This is a genomic window from Mycolicibacter hiberniae, from assembly GCF_010729485.1.
In the GTDB taxonomy this organism is placed as follows: Bacteria; Actinomycetota; Actinomycetes; order Mycobacteriales; family Mycobacteriaceae; genus Mycobacterium; species Mycobacterium hiberniae.
This window is the reverse complement of the sequence record NZ_AP022609.1, coordinates 4224989-4245539: the sequence shown is the minus strand read 5'-3', so window position 1 is coordinate 4245539 and position 20551 is coordinate 4224989. Positions and strand designations below refer to the sequence as shown.

18 protein-coding genes are annotated in these 20551 nt (G+C 66.9%); 5 read left to right on the top strand and 13 right to left on the bottom strand.

Going from position 1 to position 20551, the window contains the following annotated elements; all coding sequences use genetic code 11:
- Positions 1 to 71: 71 nt before the first annotated feature.
- Positions 72 to 1424 (bottom strand): DUF445 domain-containing protein, encoded by a 1353-nt coding sequence (locus G6N14_RS19790; RefSeq protein ID WP_234808970.1) that lies wholly within the window; start codon positions 1422 to 1424, stop codon positions 72 to 74.
- A gap of 73 nt (positions 1425 to 1497) precedes the next feature.
- On the opposite strand from G6N14_RS19790, the gene G6N14_RS19785 reads away from it, so the two are divergent.
- Positions 1498 to 2232: a TetR/AcrR family transcriptional regulator gene (locus G6N14_RS19785; protein ID WP_275986589.1), complete on the top strand. Its 735-nt coding sequence runs from the start codon at positions 1498 to 1500 to the stop codon at positions 2230 to 2232.
- Positions 2233 to 2354: 122 nt separating this feature from the next.
- Here the strand turns inward: G6N14_RS19785 and G6N14_RS19780 are convergent, their stop codons facing one another.
- The 3 genes from G6N14_RS19780 to G6N14_RS19770 all read right to left on the bottom strand — a co-directional run bounded on the left by G6N14_RS19780 (position 2355) and on the right by G6N14_RS19770 (position 5835).
- A complete protein-coding gene (locus tag G6N14_RS19780; RefSeq protein WP_085136496.1) occupies positions 2355 to 3209 on the bottom strand; it encodes a 3-hydroxybutyryl-CoA dehydrogenase in 855 nt (284 codons plus the stop codon).
- A gap of 212 nt (positions 3210 to 3421) precedes the next feature.
- Entirely contained in the window at positions 3422 to 4708 is a 1287-nt protein-coding gene (gene aceA, locus G6N14_RS19775; RefSeq protein WP_085127603.1) for an isocitrate lyase, read from the bottom strand.
- Positions 4709 to 5019: 311 nt separating this feature from the next.
- Positions 5020 to 5835: an acyl-[acyl-carrier-protein] thioesterase gene (locus G6N14_RS19770; RefSeq protein WP_085136494.1), complete on the bottom strand. Its 816-nt coding sequence runs from the start codon at positions 5833 to 5835 to the stop codon at positions 5020 to 5022.
- Between the two features lie 85 nt (positions 5836 to 5920).
- On the opposite strand from G6N14_RS19770, the gene ramB reads away from it, so the two are divergent.
- From ramB to G6N14_RS19755, 3 genes are read left to right on the top strand one after another with little or no spacing between them, the layout of a single operon-like run.
- Entirely contained in the window at positions 5921 to 7348 is a 1428-nt protein-coding gene (gene ramB, locus G6N14_RS19765; RefSeq protein WP_085136493.1) for an acetate metabolism transcriptional regulator RamB, read from the top strand.
- Complete coding sequence (locus G6N14_RS19760) at positions 7345 to 7884, top strand: carboxymuconolactone decarboxylase family protein (RefSeq protein ID WP_085136492.1); 540 nt, start codon at positions 7345 to 7347, stop codon at positions 7882 to 7884. The genes ramB and G6N14_RS19760 overlap by 4 nt, the downstream gene beginning before the upstream one ends.
- A 6-nt stretch (positions 7885 to 7890) precedes the next feature.
- Positions 7891 to 9345, top strand: coding sequence for a DUF92 domain-containing protein (locus G6N14_RS19755; RefSeq protein ID WP_234808969.1), 1455 nt, complete (start codon positions 7891 to 7893; stop codon positions 9343 to 9345).
- Positions 9346 to 9355: 10 nt separating this feature from the next.
- Here the strand turns inward: G6N14_RS19755 and lpdA are convergent, their stop codons facing one another.
- The 6 genes from lpdA to exaC form a co-directional block, all read right to left on the bottom strand.
- Positions 9356 to 10750, bottom strand: coding sequence for a dihydrolipoyl dehydrogenase (gene lpdA, locus G6N14_RS19750; protein WP_085136491.1), 1395 nt, complete (start codon positions 10748 to 10750; stop codon positions 9356 to 9358).
- Positions 10751 to 11007: 257 nt separating this feature from the next.
- Positions 11008 to 11910, bottom strand: coding sequence for a hypothetical protein (locus tag G6N14_RS19745; RefSeq protein WP_133054937.1), 903 nt, complete (start codon positions 11908 to 11910; stop codon positions 11008 to 11010).
- A gap of 159 nt (positions 11911 to 12069) precedes the next feature.
- The gene (locus tag G6N14_RS19740; protein ID WP_085136489.1) at positions 12070 to 12621 is read right to left on the bottom strand and encodes a hypothetical protein; all 552 of its coding nucleotides are present in this window, start codon (positions 12619 to 12621) and stop codon (positions 12070 to 12072) included.
- Positions 12614 to 12892 (bottom strand): putative holin, encoded by a 279-nt coding sequence (locus G6N14_RS19735; RefSeq protein ID WP_085136488.1) that lies wholly within the window; start codon positions 12890 to 12892, stop codon positions 12614 to 12616. Before G6N14_RS19735 ends, G6N14_RS19740 begins: the two co-directional genes overlap by 8 nt.
- Before the next feature lie 29 nt (positions 12893 to 12921).
- Complete coding sequence (locus tag G6N14_RS19730; RefSeq protein ID WP_046315350.1) at positions 12922 to 13326, bottom strand: DUF779 domain-containing protein; 405 nt, start codon at positions 13324 to 13326, stop codon at positions 12922 to 12924.
- On the bottom strand, positions 13326 to 14849 hold the full coding sequence (gene exaC / locus G6N14_RS19725; RefSeq protein WP_085136487.1) for an acetaldehyde dehydrogenase ExaC: 1524 nt from the start codon (positions 14847 to 14849) through the stop codon (positions 13326 to 13328). Before exaC ends, G6N14_RS19730 begins: the two co-directional genes overlap by 1 nt.
- Positions 14850 to 14905: 56 nt before the next feature.
- Here exaC and G6N14_RS19720 point away from each other — a divergent pair, with 56 nt between their 5' ends.
- A complete protein-coding gene (locus tag G6N14_RS19720; RefSeq protein ID WP_085136486.1) occupies positions 14906 to 16942 on the top strand; it encodes a prolyl oligopeptidase family serine peptidase in 2037 nt (678 codons plus the stop codon).
- Here the strand turns inward: G6N14_RS19720 and G6N14_RS19715 are convergent.
- From G6N14_RS19715 to G6N14_RS19705, 3 genes are all read right to left on the bottom strand, one after another.
- The gene (locus G6N14_RS19715; RefSeq protein ID WP_133054936.1) at positions 16939 to 18093 is read right to left on the bottom strand and encodes a YciC family protein; all 1155 of its coding nucleotides are present in this window, start codon (positions 18091 to 18093) and stop codon (positions 16939 to 16941) included. The genes G6N14_RS19720 and G6N14_RS19715 overlap by 4 nt on opposite strands.
- Positions 18094 to 18187: 94 nt before the next feature.
- Positions 18188 to 19018, bottom strand: a complete 831-nt coding sequence (locus tag G6N14_RS19710) for a hypothetical protein (protein WP_085136484.1) — start codon at positions 19016 to 19018, stop codon at positions 18188 to 18190.
- The gene (locus tag G6N14_RS19705; RefSeq protein WP_085136483.1) at positions 19018 to 20541 is read right to left on the bottom strand and encodes an aldehyde dehydrogenase family protein; all 1524 of its coding nucleotides are present in this window, start codon (positions 20539 to 20541) and stop codon (positions 19018 to 19020) included. The genes G6N14_RS19710 and G6N14_RS19705 overlap by 1 nt, the downstream gene beginning before the upstream one ends.
- Between the last annotated feature and the right edge of the window lie 10 nt (positions 20542 to 20551).

The window sequence follows — 20551 nt, the reverse complement described above, 5'->3', positions numbered from 1 at the left end:
GATCCGATCATTGCTGACACGTGTCACGATAATGCCTAGTGCTAACTTTTGCAAGCACTTGCTAGCGCAGGTCAGAACATAAGTTGGGCAATGGTGTAGATCGCCAGGCCGGCCAGTGCGCCCACCACGGTTCCGTTGATCCGGATGAACTGCAGATCGCGTCCCACGTGCAGTTCGATGCGCCGGCTGGCCTCGGCCGCGTCCCAGCGCTCGATGGTCTCGGTGATAATCGCGGTGATCTCCACCCCGTAGTGGCCCACCAGATGCTGGGCGCCCCGCACGATCCAGTTGTCCACCTTGTCGCGCAGTTCGGCCTTGTCGCGCAGCGACTCGCCGACCTGGACCGCGGTCGCGGCCACCCGGGTGCGCAGCGCGCTGGACGGATCGTCGACACCCTCGAGCACCAGACGCTTGAGCGTGCGCCAGGCGGTGGCCGCGGCGTTGGCCACCTCATCGCGGGCCATCAGCTGCTCCTTGACGGCGTCGGCTTTCGCGATGGTCGCCTGGTCGTGCTGCAGGTCGTCGGCGAACTCGAACAGAAATCGGGTTGCGCTGCGCCGCAGCTCATGGTCGGGATTGCGGCGCACCTTGTCGGTGAAATCCATCAGCTCCCGGTGAATGCGGTCGCCCACCAGGTGATCGACGAAGCGCGGCGACCAGGACGGCGAGTCACGCTCCACCACCCGTTGAATGACCTCACCGGCGTTGAGCGACCACTGGAAGGCCCGGTCGGCCAGCAGCTGGATCAGCGCCTCCTGTCGGTTCTCGGCCAAAAGCGATCCCAGGACGCGACCGATGGGCGGTCCCCAGTGCGGCTCGGCGATCCGACGCACGATCATCCGGTCGATCACGTCTTGAACGTCGTCGTCGCGCAGCATCTCGATCAAGACCCGCAGCACCGTCGCGGTTTCGCCGGCCACCCGCTCGGCGTGCGCCGGCTCCGAGAGCCACTTGCCCACCCGGCCGGCGATCTGCGCGTCGCGCAGCTTGGTCTCGATCACCGGAGGTGACAGAAAGTTCTCCCGAACGAAGGTGCCCAGCCCCTCCCCCAGCTGATCCTTCTTGCGCTTGATGATCGCGGTGTGCGGGATGGGAATGCCCAGAGGGTGCTTGAACAGCGCGGTGACGGCGAACCAATCCGCCAGCGCGCCCACCATGCCGGCTTCGGCCGCGGCGCCGACGTAGCCCACCCAGGCCGGGGCCAGGCCCTCCGCCTGCGCCCACCGGCAGAGCAGAAACACCACGGTGGCACCGAGCAGGAAGCTCAGCGCCACCACCTTCATCCGGCGCAGGTCCCGCAATCGGTCCGCGTCCGCGGCCGGATCAGCACCGGCGAACGACTGCGCCAAGGACTGCACAGTCTGCGCAGCCCCGGGCCAACTCGGCTGATTCTGTAGATCCGCCACCACACCATCATCCGCCATCAGCGCCGCCGGTTACTGTTACCGGACCACGAAGTTTGCTGGACCAGGCCGTATTATCTATTAGGTCTAGTGAATGGAATCCGTGATAGTGGCACAGCAGCTCGATACCGGCACCGCTAAGACCGACGGGCGCAAACGGCGATGGCACCAACACAAGGTCGATCGCCGCAACGATCTCGTCGACGGGACGATCGATGCGATCCGGCGCCGTGGCCGCTATGTGAGCATGGACGAGATCGCCGCGGAGATCGGCGTGTCCAAGACGGTCCTGTACCGGTACTTCGTCGACAAGAACGACCTCACCACCGCGGTGATGATGCGCTTCGCGCAGACCACGCTGATCCCGAATATGGCCTCGGCGCTCTCGGCGAACCTCGATGGCTACGACCTGGTCCGCGAGATCATCCGGGTCTACGTGCACACGGTGGCCAACGAACCCGAGCCGTACCGGTTCGTGATGGCCAACAGCTCAGCCAGCAAGAGCAAGGTGATCGCCGACTCCGAGCGGATCATCGCGCGGATGCTCGCCGTGATGCTGCGCCGCCGGATGAAAGCGGTCGGCATGGACACCCAGGGAGTCGAGCCCTGGGCCTACATGATCGTCGGCGGGGTGCAACTGGCCACCCACTCGTGGCTGCTGGACCCGCGGATGAGCGCCGATGACCTGATCGACTACCTGACGATGCTGAGCTGGAACGCGCTCTGCGGGATCGTCGAGGTGGGCGGATCGCTGGAGAAGTTCAACGCCGGGCCGCACCCGTCGCCCGTGCTGCCGTGGCGGCGGGCGGCGGCCGCGCACCGCCGCTGAGGTTCCGCCGCACCGCGACGCCGTTCGACTCGCCCATGGAGGGCAAACCCTGCTGGGCGGCGTACGGCGTGACCCCCACGCACTGACGCCTGGGCATCGACGTCAGCCGGGGCGATAACGGCTCAGTACGTGTAGAAGCCCCGGCCGGATTTCTTGCCGAGTTGGCCGGCCTCGACCATGCGCAGCAGCAGCGGCGGCGCGGCGTAGAGCGGCTCCTTGAATTCCTCGTACATCTTGTCGGCGATCAGCTTCAGGGTGTCCAGGCCGACCAGGTCGGACAGCCGCAGCGGGCCCATCGGGTGCGACAGTCCGGCGACAATCGCCTTGTCGATGTCCTCGACGGTGGCGAAGCCGGACTCCAGCATGCGCACCGCCGACAACAGGTAGGGCACCAGCAGGGCGTTCACCACGAAACCGGACCGGTCCGAGCAGCGCACCACCTGCTTGCCCAGCACCGCGCTGGCGAACTCCTCGGTGCGGTCGGCGGCGGCCGGGTCGGTGACCAGCGTGCTGACCAGTTCGACCAGCGGCAGTACCGGAACCGGGTTGAAGAAGTGCAGGCCCAGCACGCGCTGCGGGTTGGCGGTGGCGGCGGCAATCTTCATGATCGGAATGGACGAGGTGTTCGAGGCGAGCACGGCGTCCGGGTCGGTGATCACCTTGTCCAGCTCGGCGAAGATCTTCGACTTGACGGTGTCGTCTTCGATGACGGCCTCGATCACCAGCTGCCGATCGGCGAAGTCCCCGAGATCGGTGGTGAAGGACAGGTTGCCGACGGCGTCGTCGCGCTCGCGCTCGGTGATCTTGCCGGCGCTCACGCCGCGCTCCAGCGACTTGACGATCCGGTTACGCCCGGCGGTCACCAGTGCGTCGGTGGTCTCGAAAACCTTCACCTCGACGCCGGCGCGCGCCGACACCTCGGCGATTCCGGCGCCCATCTGACCGGCTCCGATGACACCTACTCGTTGGATCGACACTGTGTTCCTTTCGGCCTCACGGCAAGTTTTGTCTCGGCGGCAGCAACAAGCCCCGCCCAACATGGCTGGACGGGGCCTGCGCTGTCAACTCCCCGGGGTGCTGACCGCCGAGTGTGAACGTAGGGCGGGAATCCGACAAGAAAGCCGCCCTACGTTCACGCTCGGCGCGAATCTCGCCTCCTGGCTGCCGCCACTGAGGCCGCCACTGAGGCCTAGTGGAACTGACCCTCTTCGGTCGAGCCGGCCAGCGCGGTGGTCGACGACGCCGGGTCCACCGTGGTGGCGATCCGGTCGAAGTAACCGGCACCGACCTCGCGCTGGTGCTTGGTGGCGGTGTAGCCACGCGACTCGGCGGCGAACTCGCGCTCCTGCAGCTCGACGTAGGCGCTCATCTGGTTGCGGGCGTAGCCGTGGGCCAGATCGAACATCGAGTAGTTCAGCGCGTGGAAGCCGGCCAGGGTGATGAACTGGAACTTGAAGCCCATGGCGCCCAGCTCGTTCTGGAACTTGGCGATGGTCGCGTCGTCCAGGTGCTGGCGCCAGTTGAACGACGGCGAGCAGTTGTAGGCCAGCATCTGGTCCGGGAACTCGGCCTTGACGCCCTCGGCGAACTTGCGGGCCAGCTCCAGATCCGGGGTGCCGGTCTCCATCCAGATCAGGTCGGCGTAGGGGGCGTAGGCCTTGGCCCGGGCGATGCACGGCTCCAGGCCGTTGCGCACCCGGTAGAAGCCCTCCGCCGTCCGGTCGCCGGTGATGAACGGCTGGTCGCGCTCGTCGACATCGGAGGTGATCAGGGTGGCGGCCTCGGCGTCGGTGCGAGCGATCACCACAGTCGGCACGTCGGCGACGTCGGCGGCCAGGCGCGCCGAGGTCAGGGTGCGGATGTGCTGCTGGGTGGGGATCAGCACCTTGCCGCCCAGGTGGCCGCACTTCTTCTCCGAGGCCAGCTGGTCTTCCCAGTGCGAGCCCGCCACACCGGCGGCGATCATCGCCTTCTGCAGCTCGTAGACGTTGAGCGCACCACCGAAGCCGGCTTCGCCGTCGGCCACAATCGGGGCCAGCCAGTTGTCCACCGAGGTGTCGCCCTCCACCTTGGCGATCTCGTCAGCGCGCAGCAGCGCGTTGTTGATCCGGCGCACGACCTGCGGGACCGAGTTGGCCGGGTAGAGGCTCTGGTCGGGGTAGGTGTGTCCGGACAGGTTCGCGTCGCCGGCGACCTGCCAGCCGGACAAGTAGATGGCCTTGAGGCCGGCCCGGACCTGCTGGACGGCCATGTTGCCGGTCAGCGCGCCCAGGGCGTTGATGTAGTCCAGGTCGTGCAGCTGCTCCCAGAGCACCTCGGCGCCGCGACGGGCCAGGGTGTGCTCCTCGACGACGCGGCCCTGCAACGCGACGACGTCCTCGGCGGTGTAGGTGCGGGTGACGCCTTTCCAGCGCGGGTTGTGGTCCCAGTCGTGCTGGATCTGCTCGGGGCTCTTGGGCGTGCCAACGGTCGACATCGGATGCGCTCCTTTGCGGTCTCGATTCGTCGGGGCGGACGTGCCCTAGCGCAGCGCTGAGGATCGCTTCCCGGCTTTGCTAACACCCCGACGTTTCCACTGGTGTGATGAAGCGACCTTGGCACAGCACATCTGCCCAGGTCCAGCCGTTTCATTGCCAACTTCCGCCATGCATCGACCCCGATTTGCAAAGTTTGCGAAGAACCGTCCGAAAAGCCGGTCGTGAAATCGCCCGGAAAGCTACCGGCCGGTAACTTATCCGCACAGGTCAGCGCCGCTTTTAGCAGTACGCGCGTACTGACTAGAACGCGTTACAGCGGGAAGATCGCTGCGAGCGCCTTGACTTCGTCGCCCACCACGTATGTGAGCGTTCTAACAGTGCGGTCGGTCAGCTCGGGACCGAACTTGTCGGTCGAGCCGGGCGGGTGAACGTGGGAGACGATCTCCAACTTGTCGCCCAGCGCGACGGGTGCGTCGTGCTCGAGGGTGACGCGCAGCGGGGCGCCGAGCAGTTCTGGATAGCTCGACAGGTAATCCTCGACCACGCTCCAGTACACCGAGTTGTTCATGTGGTCGAACAGGTCGATGTCGGTGAAACGGATGGGGTACTCATGAATCTCGGCGGCGTCCTCACGGCTGCCCGCGGTCAGGTAAGCCTTCCAGCGAAGCCGGTCGACGCTGGTGGTGCGTTTCAGTCGAGCCAGGAAGTCGTCGGAGATGCGCGCGGGCCCCTGGGTCTCGCGGTTGATGTTGATCCAGAACGCCTCGGACTCGAACAGCCCGCCCTTACGGCCGTCGATGCGGACCCGCATCTCACACCACCGGTTGGACGTGCCCGAACACCAGCGCCGGATCCGCAGCATGTCCTGGAACTCGATGGGCGCGATCAGATCCATCATGGTGCGCCGGACGATCCACAGCGGGTGCGTTTCCTGATATCCGCACTCGCGCAGCTGGTCCTGGCCGATGTCTTGGATATGGCGGGCGGCGGCGTCCATCCGCAGCCGCCCCGCGCGGTCGATGTCGGCGACCCGCAGCGGCCACTGCCGGTCGAACACGTCGGGATGTGGGTCCGGCACCGGCATCAATTCCTTGGCCAGGCCGATCGGCTGCTGTGTCTGCTGCATCGAGGCTCCCCGTCGACATTCCCTGAGCGGATCATGCCATGCCAACAATGCGAATGTCGGCTTCACAGCAGGTAGGGTCGGTGGGGTGGCCAAGACGTACGTCGGCTCCCGAGTGCGCCAGTTACGCAGCGAGCGCGGTTTCAGCCAGGCCGCACTGGCGCAGATGCTGGAGATCTCGCCGAGTTACCTCAACCAGATTGAGCATGACGTCCGGCCGCTGACGGTCGCGGTGCTGCTGCGCATCGCCGAGGTCTTCGGCGTGGACGCCAGCTTCTTCGCCTCTCCCGACGACACCCGGCTGGTGGCCGAGCTGCGCGAGGTCGCCATGGACCGCGACCTCGACGTCGAGGTCGACCTGGCCGAGGTGGCCGAGGTGGTCAGCGCCCACCCCAAAGTGGCCCGCGCGATGGTCAACCTGCACCGCCGCTACCGCATCACCACGGCCCAACTCGCCGCGGCCACCGAGGAGCGTTTCTCCGACGGCAGCGGCACCGGGGCGATCACCATGCCGCACGAAGAGGTCCGCGACTACTTCTACCAGCGCCAGAACTACCTGCACGAACTCGACACCGCGGCCGAAGAATTGGCCACCCGGATGCGCCGGCACCAGGGCGAGTTGGCCGTCGAGCTGGCCAACCGCCTGACCGAAGTGCACGGGGTGCGCATCAACCGCCGGATCGACCTCGGCGAGACGATGCTGCACCGGTACAACCCGGCGACCCGCACCCTGGACATCTCCAACCATCTGTCCTGGGGCCAGCGGGTGTTCAAGATGGCCGCCGAATTGGCCTACCTGGAGTTCGACGAGCAGATCGCAGCCATGGTCGATGAGGGCAAGTTCACCTCGAAGGACTCCCGGACGCTGGCCCGGCTGGGGCTGGCCAACTACTTCGCCGCGGCGATCGTGTTGCCCTACGGACAGTTCCACGATCGCGCCGAGACGTTCCGGTATGACATCGAGCGGTTGTCGGCCTTCTACCGGGTCAGCTACGAGACCATCGCACACCGGCTGTCCACCCTGCAGCGGCCGTCCATGCGGGGCGTGCCGTTCTCCTTCGTCCGGGTCGACCGAGCCGGAAACATGTCGAAACGACAGTCGGCCACCGGTTTTCACTTCTCCTCCAGCGGCGGTACCTGCCCGCTGTGGAACGTCTACGAGACCTTCGGCAATCCGGGAAAGATCCTGGTTCAGATCGCCGAGATGCCCGACGGGCGCAAGTACATGTGGGTCGCCCGCACCGTCGAGCGCCGGGCCTCCCGCTGGGGCCAGCCGGACAAGACCTTCGCGATCGGGCTGGGCTGCGAACTGCGCCACGCCCACCGGTTGGTCTACTCCGAAGGTCTGGATCTGGCGGCCGGCCACGACGTCCCGGCCACGCCGATCGGGGTGGGCTGCCGGGTCTGCGACCACGACAACTGCCCTCAGCGGGCCTTCCCGGCGCTCGGGCGTGACCTGGATCTCAACGAACATCGCAGCACTGTCTCGCCGTATCTGGTAAAGCAACAGCGGTGATTGCTCGTATCCCCGAATCCCCCGGCCTGCGTGACCTCGGCGTCACGAACTGGCTGGTCTGCAAAGTCATCGCGGCCCGCCAGCGCGTGCCCCGAGCGCACCTGTTCACCACGCTCGGACAGCATCGGCGGCTGATGTGGTCCTGGCTGCCGTTCGGCGGGATGCTCATGCGGGGCGGGAAGTTCTCGGCCCGCGACACCGAGTTGGTGATTCTGCGGGTCGGCCACCTGCGCGACAGCCAGTACGAACTGCAGCACCACCGCCGGATGGCCCGGGCGGTCGGGCTCGACGAGGCCACCCAGGAGCGGATCTTTCAGGGGCCGGATGCGCCCGGGCTCGCCGACCGTCAGCGCGCATTGCTGACCGGGGTCGACGAGCTGATCGAGACCCGTAGCCTCTCCGATGCCACCTGGGCGCTGCTGGCAACGCATCTGGATCGGCCCCGGCTGATCGAATTCGTCATGCTCACCAGCCAATACGACGCACTGGCCGCCACCCTGAGCGCGCTGCGGGTGCCGCTGGACTTCGATGAGTAGACCTTCGTGACGGCCACCGTGAGCCATGACCTGGCCGTCGCCGGGGGCGGGGTCCTGTTCATCGCGGCTGTGCTGATCGTCGTCGGGCGAGCACTGGCGCGGCGGGGGGCGAGCCCCCTGGTCACCCGCAAGATCCCCCATGCGCTGTGCGGACTGTTCGCGGCCCTGGCCGCCTTCCAGCTGTCGCATGGGGCAGTGGTGGCCGGCGTGCTGGCGGTCGCCACGGTGGCCTTGGCGGTCATCGTGGAACGCGGACTGGTCCCGGTGCCGGGGGTCTTCGACGGGACCCGGTCCCGCGACTACGGACTGGTGGGATTTGCCGCCGGGGCGTTGGTGGCGGTGCTGGCGTTCTGGCCGGACCGGGTCGCCATCGCGGGCGGTGTCCTGGTGCTGGGGCTTGCCGATGCCGGCGCGGCGCTGATCGGGGATCGCTATGGGCGCCACCATGTCGCGGCCGGCGGCGGAGTTCGCTCCCTTGAGGGCTCGGTGGCGTTCGTGGCCATCGCCTTCGCTGTGACGTGGACGTTCTGCCGGGCCGGCCTTGAACTGAACATGTTCATGGCGGTGTCGGTTGCCCTGTTCGTCGCGATGACGACGGCCGCCGTCGAGCTACTGGTCCTGCCGGCGGCCGACAACCTGCTGATCACGCCGTGGGTTGCGTTGCTGCTGCACGTAGCGCGCGAGCTGTCCACCGACGACGCGCTGCGCTGGCTGTCGGCGATCGTATTCGGCTGCGCAATCGTGCCGTTCATGCTCCGGATGCGTTGGCTGGATCTGCCGGGCGCGCTGTGCGGCGGCCTGATCGCCGCGGTGGCGGTCGGCCTGGGCGGGTGGGCGTGGATCATCCCGGCCGCCCTGTTCTTCTCCCTCACCAGCCTGCTCACCGCGTATCGCCGGCCGACCCGGGCCGGGGGCATGCGCACCCTGAGCCAGGTGGTGGTGAACGCCGGCCTGCCGGTGCTGGTCCCGGTGATCGGCTATGCGTTCACCGGCGGCACGTACTGGTACGCCGTGTCGATCGGCGGGATCGCGGCCGGTATCGCCGACTCCTGGGCCTCGGAGATCGGGCGCTTCTCCTCCCGCGAGCCGCTGTCGCTGCGGACCCGGGGCCGAGTGCCCAAGGGCACCTCGGGGGCGGTGTCCCCGCTGGGCTCTGCTGCCACCGTGCTGGGCGCGCTGGCCGTCGGCCTGTTCGGCGCGGTGTACGGCGGTGTCGCGATGGTGCCGGTGGGCCTGGCGGCCGGAGTCGTCGGCTCGCTGGTCGACACGCTGATCGGGGCCACCGTGCAGGCCCGCTTCGTCTGCGCGACGTGCGGGGCCACGGTGGAGGACGCACGGCACTGCGGTGCCCCGGCACAAGCGTCCACCGGCTGGCCCTGGGTGGGCAATGACGTGGTCAATGCCTGCGCGAACGTGGCCGGCATGGCCACCGGGCTGGCGGTGTTCGCGCTGATTTCCTAGCGGCGGGCTGTCAGAAGTTGATCATGTGGCCGGTCAGGCCGTGGAAGCACTCCTGCAGCGCCTCGGACATCGTCGGGTGGGTGTGCACATTGCGGGCCAGTTCGTTGGCCGTCAGATCCCACTTCTGTGCCAAGGTGAGCTCGGGCAGCAGTTCGGACACATCGTGGCCGACCAGGTGGCCGCCGATCAGCTCGCCGTAGCGTGCGTCGGCGATCAGCTTGACGAACCCGCTCGGGTCGCCCACGCCATGCGCCTTGCCGTTGGCGGTGAACGGGAACTTCACCACCTTGACGTCATAACCCTCGGCCTTGGCCTGCTCCTCGGTGAGGCCGAAGCTGGCCACCTGCGGCTGGCAGAAGGTGGCCCGCGGCATCATCCGGTAGTCGCCCAGCGACATGGTCTCGGCCCCGCCGATGGTCTCGGCGGCCACCACGCCCTGCGCCTCGGCGACATGCGCCAGCTGCAGCAACCCGGTGACATCGCCGATGGCGTAGATGTGCGGCACCGAGGTCTGCATGTACTCCCCGACCCCGATGGCGCGGCGCTCGGTCAGCGCGACCCCGGCCGCCTCCAGCCCGTAGCCGTCGACATTGGGCGCAAAGCCGATGGCCTGCAACACCTTGTCGGCCTGCAGCGTTTCGGTCTGGCCGTCCTTGCTCACCACGACCGACACCGTCGATCCGTCGTCGGTGATGCTTTCCACCTTGGTCCCGGTGCGGACCTTGACGCCCAGTTTCTTGAACTGCTTCTCGATCTCCTTGGACACGTCGGCGTCCTCGTTGGGCAGCGCCCGCGGAAGGAACTCGACCACGGTGACGTCCACTCCGTAGTTGGCCAAGACGTAAGAGAACTCCATGCCGATGGCCCCGGCGCCGGCGATGACGATCGACTTCGGCAGCTCCCGGCTCAGGATCAGCTGCTCGTAGGTGACGACGTTGTCCGACAGCGAGGTACCCGGCACCAACCGGGTGCTCGACCCGGTGGCGATGATCGCGTTGTTGAACGTAACCGTCTGGGCACCACCGTCGTTGAGCGCCACCGACAACGTGTGCGGGTCGGTGAAAGTCCCGTAGCCGTGGATCTCGGTGATCTTGTTCTTCTTCATCAGGAAGTGCACCCCGGCCACCCGGCCCTCGGCGACCTTGCGGCTGCGGTCGAAGGCGGCGCCGTAGTCGAAGGTGGCCTCTCCGGAGATGCCGAAGGTCTTGGCTTCCTTGGTGAAGATGTGTGCCAGCTCCGCGTTGCGCAGCAGTGCTTTCGAGGGAATGCAGCCGACGTTGAGGCAGACCCCGCCCCAGTACTTCGGCTCGACGATGGCAGTGTTCAAGCCCAATTGGGCAGCGCGGATTGCCGCGACATATCCGCCCGGGCCGGCTCCGAGAACGACGACGTCAAAGTGGGTCACCAGCCCACCCTAGCGTCAGGTCCCTGCTCGGCGCCCGACTCGGCAGCCGTTGGCCGCCTCCGGCGGGAAGTCGGCGGACGACCGAGGACGAGCCGCCATCCTCGCGTCGTCGACAGGGAACTTGCGGCGTCCACCAGCCTCCGGCTACCCGGCCGCGGCGTAGGCGTATTCCTCCTGCCGAAGGTAGACAAGCCATGAGAAGTCAACTTCAGCACCGGCGATAAGGCCCACTTTAGGAGGTTGGGCCGAACGCTAACTCACCCCCATATCTCTGTAACTAGCCAGTCCAGACCACCTAGTCCGTTACCGATCGCCTCAAATCCGATTGACAGCGGCATCAGCAGGGGCACTTCACCGAGCAACGCCCCAGCCCCCGCGAAGAGGATCTGCGGCATCTCAATCCACACGTGGGTTGCGTCGAGCGGATCCCCGTTGAGAAAGCCCGCCCAGTGCGTTCCCAAGTCCATGACGGTTGCAGCAATATCTTGCATCGAGAGAATACCGCCGACCGGCCCCAGGTCAATTCCTAGCAAGTCCACGAATTGAGCAAACGGTCCGAGAATGCTATTGATACCGTCGCCGAGGAACCTTCCGGCGTCGCCCGGCCCGTATGTAGATGACGGATCGAACATCGCCCCCAAGAATGAAAAGAAGGACCTAATCGCATCCGGGCCGCCATTGTCTTCGTCGGGGTTCTCCGGCAAACCGGGCTCGCCAATGGCCTCACCAAAACCCTTGGCAGCCAGAAAGTTTACGATGTCGGCGTAATATTCAGCGAGCACTACCGGGTAGTACCCGGGGAACATCTCGTTGGTGTCGATTATAGCGTTGTACTTCGACAGTGCAGAATCATAAACTATCTGATAAGTGCCGAAATCTGCCCCCCAACCGTATTGATAACCCCAGTTGATCAGCGCGTCGATATCAGCCTGGCTTGCGTCGGGATGATTCCAGAGATAGGTGTCCGCGTTGTCGTAGCCTGGAAACGGAAACGGCATTGCCATGAAGCCCGCTTGAGGGCCCGGGACCACCTGCGCTTGGGCCGAGCTAACGCACCCCAGCGGAATCAATGTGGCAGTCAAGACCCAAGTCAATGCGACGGCCACGTTTGCCGGATGCCCCTGCCCCGTCATGGCCTTTCGGTTTGCCTGATCGCGCACGACGCCGCCACCCTCCGCTTGAAAGAATTCAAGGTATCAACTAGTACATTAGAAGGGAGCCTCGGCCATTTTGCAAGGCCTTTGTCCATAAAAATGAATTGCAGAGCGGAACGCCGGATCGAGTCAGTGGCCCCGCGGATCGTCCAGAGTCCCTGAGTGTCAGTACGGAAGAACGCCGGCGACGCACCGGCTGACGTGCTGGCAGTAGTAATGCCCATAAAGCGGCGCGGCGGCTACCGCCGAGGCGAACACCGCCGACAGCAGCGCGATCGCGACCGCCGAGACCATCGGCCTCTCCCCGACCATCGCCACGATCAACCCGGCGACCGTACACACCACCGCGTAGGCAACGACGACGAAGACGGCCGGCGCCTTGTCGGCCAGGGAGTACCACCAGGCGAACAGCCCCAAGCCGATGCCTGCCGCCGGGATCCACACCGCGGCCAGCGCCAAGGCCAGCTGCCACCACTTGAGGAATTGATACTGGCCCGCGACGAACACCGGCTTGGGTGGCTTGGCGGGTTTGGCCGGCATTTTGGCCGGCGACAGCCGGGATTGCGCATCGGGGACCCGCGCCGGCGGTACATCGTCGGCAGGCGGCTCACCCACCTCCTCGGACGGCAGCGGCACCGGGTGGGGCCCGGTGTCGAAAATCGGAGCCATATGGGGCTCGGTCATCGGCAGCGACCCGGTGTCGGTGGCCTCAGACACCGGAGACCACCTGAATCGCGGCCAGCGTGCCGAACCATCCGACCCCCAGCGCGAGAAGAAACGCACCCAGTGCGGTTACCCACCGACGCGAGGAGACGAACACCAGCACCAGCCCCGCGGCACTGGGCGCACCGAGCACCAGGGTGATCGCGACGTCCGGGCGCAGCGGCGCGCTGATCAGCAGGGTCACACCGATACCGGCCAGGATGCCGAGCGCCGCCCCGACCAGCATGGCGCTGCTGAGCAACCAGGGGCGCGGGAGCGGAATCACACCACCAGATTTTACGGCGATTACGCCGGTCAGCCCGGTAGCGACCCGGTTATCACCGGCAGCGATTCCAGCGCCGCGTTCTCGGCCTCGGTGAAGGCCCGGCTGCGGGTCAGAAACCGCATCCCTTCGGGCGCCTCCAAGCTGAAGCCCGCCCCCCGGCCGGGCACCACATCGATGGTCAGCTGGGTGTGTTTCCAGGCCGCGAACTGCGGACCGGAGATCCAGACCGGGACCTCGGCGCCCGCTGCGTCGAGCACACCGAGTAACACGTCGTGGTCGCCGATGATGAAGTCGCCGTCGGGGTAGCACATCGGCGCCGAACCGTCACAACAGCCACCGGACTGGTGGAATATCACCGGGCCGTGGCGTGCCACCAGCCGCGCCAGAAGTTCCGCGGCGGCGTCGGTGACCAGCACCCGGTCCGGGGCGGCCATCAGAACAAGCCGTTCGCCGTCTGGGAGTAGGACACCAACAGGTTCTTGGTCTGCTGGTAGTGGTCGAGCACCATCTTGTGGTTCTCCCGGCCGATGCCGGACTGCTTGTAACCGCCGAACGCCGCGTGCGCCGGGTAGGCGTGGTAGCAGTTGATCCACACGCGCCCCGCCTGGATGTCGCGGCCCGCCCGGTAGGCGGTGTTGCCGTCGCGGCTCCATACCCCGGCCGCCAGGCCGTAGATGGTGTCGTTGGCGATCGCGATCGCATCGTCGTAGTCGGTGAACGAGGTCACCGAGACCACCGGGCCGAAGATCTCCTCCTGGAAGATGCGCATCTTGTTGTGGCCGGCGAAGATCGTCGGCTGCACGTAGTAGCCACCCGACAGGTCGCCGCCCAGCTCTGCGCGTTCGCCACCGGTGACGGTGGTGGCGCCCTCCTCCTTACCGATGGCGATGTAGGACAGGATCTTCTCCAGCTGGTCGTTGGAGGCCTGCGCCCCGATCATCGTGGAGATGTCGAGTGGGTCGCCCTGGCGGATCGCCTTGGTGCGGATCGCGGCCAGTTCCAGGAACTCGTCGTAGATGGGGGCCTGGACCAGGGACCGCGACGGGCAGGTGCACACCTCGCCCTGGTTGAGGGCGAAACCGGCGAAGCCTTCCAGCGCCTTGTCCTGGAAGTCGTCGTTGGCGGCGAGCACATCGGAGAAGAAGATGTTGGGACTCTTGCCGCCCAGTTCCAAAGTCACCGGAATGATGTTCTGGCTGGCGTACTGCATGATCAGCCGCCCGGTGGTGGTCTCGCCGGTGAAGCCGATCTTGGCGATCCGGTTGCTCGACGCCAGGGGCTTGCCCGCCTCGACACCGAATCCGTTGACCACGTTGACGACTCCGGCCGGCAACAGGTCGCCGATCAGGCTCATCAGGAACAGGATGGATGCGGGCGTCTGCTCGGCCGGCTTGAGCACCACTGCGTTTCCGGCGGCCAGCGCGGGCGCCAGCTTCCAGGCGGCCATCAGCAGCGGGAAGTTCCACGGGATGATCTGGCCGACCACGCCCAGCGGCTCGCGGAAATGGTAGGCGACGGTGTCGTCGTCGAGCTGGCTGAGCGCACCCTCCTGGGTGCGGATCGCCGCGGCGAAGTAGCGGAAGTGATCCGCGGCCAGTGGAATGTCGGCGGCCAGGGTCTCCCGGACCGGCTTGCCGTTGTCCCACACCTCGGCGACCGCCAGCTGTTCGCGGTGCTGGTCGATCCGATCGGCGATCTTGGTCAGGATCGCCGCCCGGTCGGCCGGGGACGCCTTGCCCCAGGCCGGCGCGGCGGCGTGCGCGGCGTCCAGCGCCAAGTCGATGTCGGCCGCCGTGGAGCGCGGAACCTCGCAGAACGCCTGCCCGGTGACCGGAGTGGTGTTCTCGAAGTATTCACCGCCCACCGGTGCCACCCACTGCCCGCCGATGAAGTTCCCGTACCGGGACTCATAGCTCATCACCGCACCTGTGGTACCCGGACGTGCGAAAACGGTCATCGATGTTGCTCCTTAGGCGTGGGTGTTACTCAACTCACATTACCGTCACGGTCACAATGAACTCCATGCCCGCCCACGACTGCGACGACCCCCACCTGTGGCTGGAGGACGTCACCGGCGAACGGTCCCTGGAGTGGGTGCGCGCCCACAACACCCCCACTGTCGACGAGTTCGCCGGCGACGATTTCGAGGCGATGCGCGCCGCCGCGCGCGAGGTGCTCGACACCGACGCCCGCATCCCGTATGTGCGGCGCCGCGGCGCCTACCTCTACAACTTCTGGCGTGACGCCGCCAACCCCCGGGGTCTGTGGCGGCGCACCAGCCTGGACAGTTACCGCACCGACAACCCGGACTGGGATGTGGTCATCGACCTCGACGAGTTGGCCCGCGCCGACGACGAGAACTGGGTGTGGGGCGGCGCCAACGTGATCGAGCCCGATCACAGCCGAGCCCTGATATCGCTGTCCCGGGGCGGGTCCGACGCCGTGGTGGTGCGCGAATTCGGTATGACGACACGAGAATTCGTTGAGCCGGACCGTCAGGGATTCGCGCTTGCCGAGGCAAAGACGCGGATCAGCTGGGAGGACGACGACACCGTCCTGGTGGGTACTGATTTCGGCGCCGACTCACTGACCGAATCCGGCTATCCCCGGATGGTGAAACGGTGGCGTCGCGGCCAGGATCTGGCCCAGGCGGAGACGGTGTTCACCGGTTCGGTCACCGATGTGCTGGTGGCCGCGGGCGCAGACCGTACCCCGGGCTTCGAGCGCACCATGGTGTCGCGGGCGATCGACTTCTACAACGATCAGGTCTACGAGCTGCGTGCCGGAGAGTTGATCCGCATCGACGCCCCTACCGACGCCTCGGTGTCGGTACACCGGCAGTGGATCCTGATCGAGCTGCGCACCGACTGGGACACCGGCACCGCGTCGTATCGAGCAGGGTCGCTGCTGGCCGCCGACTACGAGGAATTCCTCGCCGGCACCGCGCAGTGCCGCGTCGTCTTCGAACCGGACGCCCACACCGCCCTGCATCACTACGCGTGGACCCGTGATCATCTCGTGCTGGTGACCCTGCGCGACGTGGCCAGCCGGGTGGAAGTGGTCTCGCCGGTCGACTGGCAACGGCGACCGATCGATGCGGTGCCGCCCAACACCAACACCGTGATCGTGGCCGCCGACGACACGGGCGACGAGATCTTCTTGGACTCCAGCGGATTCGACAGGCCGTCACGCCTGCTGCACGGTCCCGCCGATGGCGACCTGACGGAGATCAAATCGGCTCCCGCGCTTTTCGACGCCGACGGGCTGTCCGTGCAGCAGCACTTCGCCACCTCGAAAGACGGGACCGCGATCCCCTACTTCGTGGTTCGCCCGGCCGATGCGACCGGTGCGACGCTGCTGGGCGGCTACGGCGGCTTCGAGGTGGCACGCACCCCCGGCTACGACGCCGTGCTGGGCCGGCTGTGGCTGGCACGCGGTGGCACCTACGTGCTGGCCAATATCCGCGGCGGCGGCGAGTACGGCCCGCACTGGCACACCCAGGCGATGCGCTCGGGCCGGCACCTGGTGGCCGAGGATTTCGCCGCGGTCGCAACCGACCTGGTGGACCGTGGCATCACGACCGTCGCGCAGCTCGGCGCGGTGGGCGGCAGCAACGGCGGACTGCTGATGGGCATCATGCTGACCAGCTACCCGCAGTTGTTCGGGGCGTTGGTCTGCCAGGTACCGCTGCTGGACATGCGCCGCTACCACCTGCTGCTGGCCGGTGCGTCCTGGGTGGCCGAGTACGGCGACCCCGATGACCCGGCTGAGTGGGAGTTCATCAGTAAGTACTCGCCGTACCAGAACATTTCGGCCGATACCGTCTATCCGCCGGTGCTGATCACCACCTCGACCCGTGACGACCGCGTGCATCCCGGACATGCCCGAAAGATGACCGCGGCACTGGAGGCGGCCGGACACCGGGTTTGGTACTACGAGAACATCGAGGGCGGCCACGGCGGCGCGGCCGACAACGCCCAGGCAGCTTTCAAGTCGGCGCTGAGCTTTTCGTTCCTGCGGCGGATGCTGGGCGGCCCCGCCGCAGGCTAGCCGCTGGCCAGCCCCTCCCGGCCCATGTTGCGCATCCACTCGGCGAACAGCTCCGGCGCGTAATTCTCCTGCCGAATCCGCAGGTCGGTGTAGACCAGCATCTGCAGGCACCGGACCAGGCCGATCAACACCGGGTAGGTGATCACCACGGTCACCCAGGTCAGCGCCGAAGACAGCAGCGCTACGGCCACCATGCCGGCCATCCACAGCACGTAGATACCGATGATCCGTCCCGCCGCGGGCTTGCAGAGCTCGATCGAACGCCTGAATGATTCGGCGACTCCGCGGTTTTCCCGGATCAGCACGATCGGTGACATGCTCAGCAGCCGTGCCAGCACAAATGCGGCGACGCTGGCGACCACGAGGAGGGGAATGGTTGCGGCATAGAAACCGCTGTAACGCGCCACCACATGCAGGAGCAACGCCACCACCCCGATCATGTAGTAGGCGAAGGTCAGGCGACACACCGTGCACACCCGTTCGGTAGCACTGCAGAGCATCTCCTCGAATCGAACGCGCTTGCCGCCGATCACTTTGTCGGTGGCCTGCACCCCCAGCAGGATCAGCAGCGCATCGGCCGGCAGAACCAGGGCGTAGAGCACCACCAGCACCGCCAGCGTCATGCTCGACACGCTGAGCATCGTGTCGTGGCCGCTGAATAGCAGCTGCGCCACATGCGCAGGCGTAGGCGCCTCCAGGCTGTGCATGATCATCACGAAGACCGCCCCGAATCCGGTGCAGATGACGGCCGGGACGCCGACCAGAGTCGGCCAGTTGCGCAGCAATATCTTGACGGCGGCGGCATACAACTCGGGAACGGTCATGGGGCGAAACGGGATCAGGGGCCGATTGTCGGCAGCACGGTGCCGGGGCCGACGCAGCGCCCATCCCCGCTCCACCAGGAAGTCCTCCACATCGATCGGCCAGCCGATCCGGTTTTTGCGGGTGTACCAGTCCGCCCAGGCCGACACCGCGGCGCTGACCCAGCAGCCGATACCCGGCCAGGTGACCAGGCCGGCCACCGCCCAGGCCCCGGCCAGTACACGCAGCACGTGATAGGGCTGAAAGTCGAACCGGACCAACGGAGCCGGCGATAGTGGCCCAGGCCCGTCCGCGTTCGGTCCGACCGACGCCACGTCGTGGTCACTCATGGGGGCGAACCCGCCTCTCGGGGAAAAAGAAACTCCTTCGCCGAGATCATTGCAAAAGTCAACGGCCGTTCGGTATCCACCGTTCGGGCGACATTCAGGTTTTGCGCAGCCCACCCAGCAATGCCACACCCACTCCTACCAGCACTAATACCGCCCCGGCAGCCAAGGTTACGGTGAGCCACTGATGCAGACTTGTTTCGGCCACGTCGGCAAAGGCTTCGGCGATCCGGCGGATGTCGCCGGTGGCCTGGCGCAGCACTTGATCGAGGTAGCGCCGCGCCACTTCGACGGCCGACCAGACGCCGGCTCCCACCAGCAGCGCCGAGACACCCAAGCTGGCCAGGGCCCTGCCGCGGTGGCGGGCGGCGACCACCGTCATGACCGCGCACAACCCGGCCATGGCGCCCAGCACGACGGTGAGCAACGGGCCCCACACCGCGAGCCGGTGCAGCCCGGCCGGGCGCATCACCTCGGTGGAGGTCGAGGTCAGCGGCACCGTCAACGAGGCCGGCAGGGTGACGGGGTAGACGGCCAGCAGTTGGGCGAAGGCATCGCTACGCAGCATCGGCATCACGTCGATCTCCCAGGGCCCGGGATCGCCGACGTTGAGCAACCAGGCGTGCCCGTCCCGGTTGACCCGAACGAACTGAGCCGGAAACTCCGGTCCGGCGGTGTACTCGCGAGCCGCCTCGCGGGCCTCTGCCGGGTCGATGCGCAAGCCGCTCCCCCGGATCAGCTGCACCGTCTGGGCACTGAGCTCGGCCGCGACCGCGTCCTGGAGGGCGGGCACAGTTGCGGCCCGGGCGGCCAGCCGGGCGTAACCGTCGGCATCGACGAGGTTGTGCTGCGCCCACGCGGTAGGTAGCGCCACCGCAAGTGTCGCGGTGGTCAGCAACCAGAACAGCGCCGCCGAGAAGAGCCGCACTATTTCGCGGTACGGCGCGGGCGGGCCAACACGATCCGGGTGAGCAACCGGTTGGTCCGAGCCAGCGTGGCCAGCGAGTTGTGGTAGTAGTTACCACCCGCGCCGACGTTGGTGCGCGGCACGACGACGGTCTCCTGCCGGCAGAACTTGCGGATGCCGTCTTCGCCGCCGAAGCGCGCCCCGATACCCGAGGTCTTCCAGCCGCCCATCGGCGCTGTCGTGCACATCAGGTTGGAGATCACGTCGTTGACGTTGACCGCTCCGCAGTCCAACTGCAGCGCGATGTCCTTCGCTCGTGCGACATCTTTGGAGAACACCGAGGCGCTCAGCCCGTAGGGGCTGTCGTTGGCCAGCCGGATCGCCTCCTGCACGCTGCTGACCTTCATGATCGGCAGGGTCGGCCCGAAGGTCTCCTCGGTCATGCAAGCCATCGAATGGTCGACGTCGACCAGCACGGTGGGCGGGTAGAAGCTGCCGGGTCCGGGAGAGCGCTCACCGCCGGTCAGCGCGCGGGCGCCGGCGGCCAATGCCTCCTTCACATGCCGCTCGGTGATGGCGAGTTGCTGTTCGCTGATCAGCGCCCCGAAGTGCTTGCCCTCGCCGGTGCCCACCTGCAGCGCCTCGACGTCGCGGACCACCGCGGCGACGAACTTGTCATAGACCGGTTCGAGCACGTACACCCGCTCGACAGACACGCAGGTCTGGCCGGCGTTGAACATCGCGCCCCAGACCGCCGCGTGCGCAGCCAGGTCGATGTCGGCGTCCTCGCACACGATCATCGGGTCTTTTCCGCCCAGTTCGAGGCTGACCGGCACCAGCCGGCCGGCGGCCCGTTCGGCGACCTTGCGCCCGGTGGCGGTGGAGCCGGTGAACTGAACGTAGTCGGAGTTGTCGATCACCGCTTCGGCCACTTCGCGGGCACCCTGCACCACCGCGAACACGTCCGGAGCCCCGGAGTCCAGCCAGCCTTTGCGTAGCAGTTCGGCGGTCAGCGGGGTCTGCTCGGAAGGCTTGAGCAGCACGGCGCACCCGGCCGCCAGCGCGCCGATCGCGTCCATCATCGCGTTGGCCACCGGGTAGTTCCACGGCGCGATGACGCCGACGACCGGCCGCGGCCGGTAGTGGATGGTGATTTTCTTGACCTTGAGTACCGGGGTGGACGCCGGCCGGGTCTCCGGGGCCACCGCCTTCTCCATCACCTTGATCACGTAGGACAGGATCATGATCAGCAGGGGGACTTCTTGGGCGGCGTCGGTGGCGGACTTGCCGGTCTCGGCGATCAGCAGGCGCTCGATCTCGTCCCGGTTGTCGCCGAGCCACAGCGCGAAGCGGGCCAGCGCCTTGGCCCGGCCCTTGGCGCCGCGGTGCTCCCACTCGCGCTGCGCGGTGCGCAGCCCGGCGGCGATCTTGTCGACCTCGGCGGGCTCGGTCCAGCGCACCTGGCCGGCCGACTCCCCGGTGGCGGGGTTGGACACCGTATCGGTGCCGGAGAGCGGGGCGCTGGCGGGAGTGATCGCGGTCATAACGCCATGC

Coding starts and splice junctions, on each gene's coding strand:
- G6N14_RS19770 (WP_085136494.1), bottom strand. CDS start 5,835: ATGCAGCAGACACAGCAGCCGATCGGCCTGGCCAAGGAATTGATGCCG.
- G6N14_RS19705 (WP_085136483.1), bottom strand. CDS start 20,541: ATGACCGCGATCACTCCCGCCAGCGCCCCGCTCTCCGGCACCGATACG.
- exaC (WP_085136487.1), bottom strand. CDS start 14,849: ATGACCGTTTTCGCACGTCCGGGTACCACAGGTGCGGTGATGAGCTAT.
- G6N14_RS19720 (WP_085136486.1), top strand. CDS start 14,906: ATGAACTCCATGCCCGCCCACGACTGCGACGACCCCCACCTGTGGCTG.
- G6N14_RS19790 (WP_234808970.1), bottom strand. CDS start 1,424: ATGGCGGATGATGGTGTGGTGGCGGATCTACAGAATCAGCCGAGTTGG.
- G6N14_RS19785 (WP_275986589.1), top strand. CDS start 1,498: ATGGAATCCGTGATAGTGGCACAGCAGCTCGATACCGGCACCGCTAAG.
- G6N14_RS19715 (WP_133054936.1), bottom strand. CDS start 18,093: ATGAGTGACCACGACGTGGCGTCGGTCGGACCGAACGCGGACGGGCCT.
- G6N14_RS19730 (WP_046315350.1), bottom strand. CDS start 13,326: ATGGCCGCCCCGGACCGGGTGCTGGTCACCGACGCCGCCGCGGAACTT.
- aceA (WP_085127603.1), bottom strand. CDS start 4,708: ATGTCGACCGTTGGCACGCCCAAGAGCCCCGAGCAGATCCAGCACGAC.